Source organism: Floccifex sp. (assembly GCF_051873555.1).
GTDB lineage: Bacteria > Bacillota_I > Bacilli_A > Erysipelotrichales > Erysipelotrichaceae > Floccifex.
This window is the reverse complement of record NZ_JBJEEY010000019.1, coordinates 1-3610: the sequence shown is the minus strand read 5'-3', so window position 1 is coordinate 3610 and position 3610 is coordinate 1. Positions and strand designations below refer to the sequence as shown.

Below are 3610 nucleotides of genomic sequence, written 5' to 3'. Positions count from 1 at the left end.
AGGGGTGCTGTAACCCCTCGAATTTGTAAAAACTCAACTATTCGTTACAGCCCCTGACTATTAATAATTTTCAGCATGAACTTCAAAATAACTTTGAGGATGTGCACATGTAGGACAAATTTCAGGTGCATTTGTTCCCACAACAATGTGACCACAGTTACGGCATTCCCAAACTTTGACTTCACTTTTCGCAAATACTGCAGCTGTTTCAACATTCTTTAATAAAGCACGATAACGCTCTTCGTGATGTTTTTCAATAGCAGCTACTAATCTGAATTTAGCAGCTAATTCAGGGAATCCTTCTTCCTCTGCTGTTTTGGCAAATCCATCGTACATATCTGTCCATTCATAGTTTTCACCTTCTGCAGCCGCTGCTAAGTTATGAGCAGTATCGCCAATTCCATTTAATTCTTTGAACCACATTTTTGCGTGTTCTTTTTCATTATCAGCTGTTTTTAAGAATAAAGCAGAAATTTGTTCAAATCCTTCTTTTTTAGCTTTTGAAGCAAAATAAGTATATTTATTACGAGCTTCAGATTCTCCTGCAAAAGCAGCCATTAAATTTTTTTCAGTTTGTGTTCCAGCATATTTGTTTGCCATAATAATTAATCTCCTTTACTTAAACACTCCGGACAAATGCCTTCAAACATTATTTGATGAGAAATAAATTGAAATCCGGCATTATCTTGTACTAAATCGAAAATATTATTCATATAACCCATTTTCACGTCAAAGACCCTTTTACATTGGATGCATTTTATGTGATAATGCGGATGTGTGTTCCATTCAAAAAAATCAGGCCCATCGGTATTTTCAATTCTTTGAATTTGATTTGTTTGTGTCAAAACATTCAAATTACGATATACAGTTCCTTTGCTGATGGCAGGATGCTGTGAATGAATCAATTGATAGATTTGATCCGCTGTGAGATGACCTGGATTATTTTTTAAACAAGAAGCAATTACATCCCTCTGAATGGTATTTCTATTCATAATATTAATTCCTTATTAGTAACCTTTCTTAATAATATTATATTCTATTTTATTATTTTTTTCAATTATTTTGTTGACAATATATATGAATGGGGTTATATTATTACCGACCTAAACAGTAGGCAATGGAGGACATGTTATGATTTATACATCTGCAGACCAATTAATTGGTAAAACACCGTTATTGGAGTTAACACACATTGAAAAAAATTTAAATTTGAAAGCAAAGCTTATTGCAAAATTGGAATATTTAAATCCAGCTGGTTCTGTTAAAGATCGTATTGCCAAAGCCATGATTGAAGATGCCGAAGCAAAAGGGGATTTGAAACCAGGTTCTGTCATTATTGAACCAACAAGTGGAAATACAGGAATTGGTTTGGCCAGTGTAGCAGCTACTAAAGGATATCGCATCATTATCGTTATGCCAGAAACAATGTCTGTTGAAAGACGTCAATTGATGAAGGCTTACGGAGCTGAATTGGTTTTAACAGAAGGGTCAAAAGGAATGAAGGGAGCTATTGCCAAGGCTCAAGAATTGGCTTCAGAAATTGAAAATTCATTTATTCCTTCTCAATTCACTAATCCTGCCAATCCGAAAGTACATAGAGAAACAACAGGACCTGAAATTTATGAAGATACGCAAGGAAATGTGGATATCTTTGTGGCAGGTGTTGGAACTGGTGGAACAATTACAGGTGTTGGAGAATATTTGAAATCAAAGAATCCTGCAATTAAAGTCGTTGCGGTAGAACCAGAAACAAGTCCTGTACTTTCTCAAGGAAAAGCAGGTCCACATAAAATTCAGGGAATTGGGGCTGGATTTGTACCAGATGTATTAAATACAACTGTTTATGATGAAATCATTCCTGTTTCGAATGAAAAAGCATTTGAAACTGGAAAATTATTTGGAAGAAGCGAAGGCGTCTTAGTGGGAATTTCTTCTGGAGCAGCTATTGCAGCAGGTATTGAATTAGCGCAAAGAGAAGAAAACGAAGGAAAGACAATTGTCGTTTTATTACCAGATACAGGCGATCGTTATTTATCAACACCACTATTTGAATAAGTATGAAAATATCAACAAGAGGACGATATGCTTTACGCGTAATGATTGATTTAGCGCAGAATGCACAGGATTCTTATGTTCCTATGAAAGAAGTTGCCAATCGACAAGGTATTTCTTTAAAATATTTAGAACGAATTATGCCATCTTTATCAAAAAATAACTTAGTTGAAGGGGTTCATGGGAATAAAGGAGGTTATCGATTGGTTCGTAATCCAGATGAATATACGGTAAAAGAAATTCTAGAACTTACAGAAGGAGACTTGGCACCCGTAACTTGTCTGGAATGTGGCAGTGATGAATGTGAACGAAAAGACACGTGTAAAACACTTCCAATGTGGATGGATTTACAAAATCGTATTTTAAATTATTTTCAAGGGATCACTCTACAAGATTTAGTGGATAATCAAGAAAAGACTTTCAATTTCTGAAAGTCTTTAATGTATTCATCCACTTTTTTTGTTTGAAAACAAATAAAGATAAAAGAAAGCGAATGATTTCTTCTAACGATAAAATAAAATAAACAAATGGAATTGATAAATGAAATATAAAACCAGCTAAATAGCCAAATGGAACGCCAAAACCCCATGTACCAATCAAATCAATAAACATAACATATTTTGTTTTTCCACCACTGCGTAAAATACCAGAACCCAATATCATATTTTCAACTTTAACAGGAGCAATTAAAGCATAAGCCACTAATATTTGAGTTGTAAAAGATTTAGTGAGGGCATCGACTTGATAGATTTGAACATATACATTACGAGTAAAGAAAATCACAAACGAAAGAAGTATAGATCCAATCATTCCGTATTGTAACAATTTTTTAGAAATCCAATAAGCACGATCATAGCCTTTCATTCCCAATTCTTTTCCAATTAAAATACTGGCGGCTTGTGATAAACCACATAAAGCACCAATCATTAATCCTTGAATCGGGTTAGTTAAAGTCATAGCCGCACTGGCTTGAATGGAAATATGTCCATAAATGGCAGCGTATACATTTTCTCCTAGAGCCCAAAGTGTTTCACACATTAAAACGGGAATCAACATGGATATGTATTGTTTGAAGTCAAAGGCAAAGGATTGTATTTTCATTTTAAATAGGGCTTCTTTTTTTAAACAAATGAATAAAAAAATCGCATTGATCCATTGTGATAAAACAGACGCAAAAGCAGCACCAGATACAGACCAAGACATTTTAAAAATAAAGAAATAGTTGAGTGTTGTATTTAATAAAGCTGAAAAGATACTGGCATATAAAGGAAGCTTAGCTTTTTCAATGCATCTTAAAAAAACGGAACTCAGTGTCACAAAGACAAGTGGTAAAAAAGTAAAAGAAATAATTCGTAAATATTGGCTGGCAACGTGGATGGTATCAATATCCTTGATATAGAATTTCATCAGGGATGTTGAAAATCCTAGACATAGAATCATAAACAGAAATGTTAAACAAAGACAGATTCCAAAATTAAAAAGGAAACTTTTTTTGACTTCACTTTTGTATTTGTTAATTTAAATGTGAGCCACTTTTGGTTGAATTATCAATCGAAAA

The 3610-nt window shown here is 33.8% G+C and carries 5 protein-coding genes; 2 read left to right on the top strand and 3 right to left on the bottom strand.

The genetic code is table 11. From position 1 onward, the window contains the following. Nucleotides 1–60: 60 nt before the first annotated feature. The gene (rbr, locus tag ACI32A_RS01310; RefSeq protein ID WP_439753212.1) at nt 61–600 is read right to left on the bottom strand and encodes a rubrerythrin; all 540 of its coding nucleotides are present in this window, start codon (nt 598–600) and stop codon (nt 61–63) included. Between the two features lie 5 nt (nt 601–605). Continuing rightward, the gene (locus ACI32A_RS01305) at nt 606–992 is read right to left on the bottom strand and encodes a Fur family transcriptional regulator (RefSeq protein ID WP_439753211.1); all 387 of its coding nucleotides are present in this window, start codon (nt 990–992) and stop codon (nt 606–608) included. 139 nt (nt 993–1131) lie between these two features. Between ACI32A_RS01305 and cysK the strand changes: the two genes are divergently transcribed. Continuing rightward, a complete protein-coding gene (cysK, locus tag ACI32A_RS01300) occupies nt 1132–2055 on the top strand; it encodes a cysteine synthase A (protein WP_439753210.1) in 924 nt (307 codons plus the stop codon). Nucleotides 2056–2057: 2 nt separating this feature from the next. Next, entirely contained in the window at nt 2058–2483 is a 426-nt protein-coding gene (locus ACI32A_RS01295) for an RrF2 family transcriptional regulator (RefSeq protein ID WP_439753209.1), read from the top strand. On the opposite strand, the gene ACI32A_RS01290 is transcribed toward ACI32A_RS01295, so the two are convergent. Continuing rightward, entirely contained in the window at nt 2473–3570 is a 1098-nt protein-coding gene (locus ACI32A_RS01290) for an MATE family efflux transporter (protein ID WP_439753213.1), read from the bottom strand. The genes ACI32A_RS01295 and ACI32A_RS01290 overlap by 11 nt on opposite strands. Nucleotides 3571–3610 lie beyond the last annotated feature (40 nt).

Excerpts from the sequence above, each read along its gene's own strand:
- rbr (WP_439753212.1), bottom strand. The coding sequence starts at position 600 with ATGGCAAACAAATATGCTGGAACACAAACTGAAAAAAATTTAATGGCT.
- ACI32A_RS01305 (WP_439753211.1), bottom strand. The coding sequence starts at position 992 with ATGAATAGAAATACCATTCAGAGGGATGTAATTGCTTCTTGTTTAAAA.
- ACI32A_RS01295 (WP_439753209.1), top strand. The coding sequence starts at position 2,058 with ATGAAAATATCAACAAGAGGACGATATGCTTTACGCGTAATGATTGAT.
- cysK (WP_439753210.1), top strand. The coding sequence starts at position 1,132 with ATGATTTATACATCTGCAGACCAATTAATTGGTAAAACACCGTTATTG.